The 505-nt window shown below is 50.1% G+C and carries 1 protein-coding gene; it reads right to left on the minus strand.

Going from position 1 to position 505, the window contains the following annotated elements; translation table 11 throughout:
* Positions 1-505 (minus strand): MFS transporter (locus GRP75_RS29060; protein ID WP_160791117.1); only part of this gene is annotated, 505 nt, incomplete at both ends.

The following is a 505-nucleotide window of genomic DNA, read 5'->3' on the forward strand; positions in this document are numbered from 1 at the left end:
CGCATACAAGTACATTAACATGCGTGAACCACCAATCCGATCGGACAAAAAGCCGCCTACAGGACGAAAGAAGCTTCCGGCAATCACACAAACGGTTGCAAAATCGGCGGCATGTACCGCGGAGAGGCCATATTGGGTATTGAAGAAAATAGTCAAATAATTAGAAAGACCAACGAATCCGCCAAACGTCACGCAGTAAAAGGCACAGAATACCCAGGCATCCCTCTGTTTGAGCACCGAAGCATATTGCGACAGACTTTTTGGTGCCGGGCGGTGAGGGCTGTTGCGGGCAAAAATACTGAACAGAATGAAGACGGTTAAGATGGGGAGGATAGCCAATCCGAAAACGGCTTCCCAACTGCCAAAATGTTGAGCAATGCGGTTGGCGAACAAAGTCGCAAGGACGGTACCGCTATTACCAGCACCGGCAATTCCCATAGCCAAGCCTTGATGCTCTTTGGGGTACCATTGACTTGCCAACGGCAGCGCAGCTGCAAATGATGCT

The sequence above is a fragment of the Paenibacillus sp. OT2-17 genome (assembly GCF_009827695.1).
In the GTDB taxonomy this organism is placed as follows: domain Bacteria; phylum Bacillota; class Bacilli; order Paenibacillales; family Paenibacillaceae; genus Paenibacillus; species Paenibacillus polymyxa_B.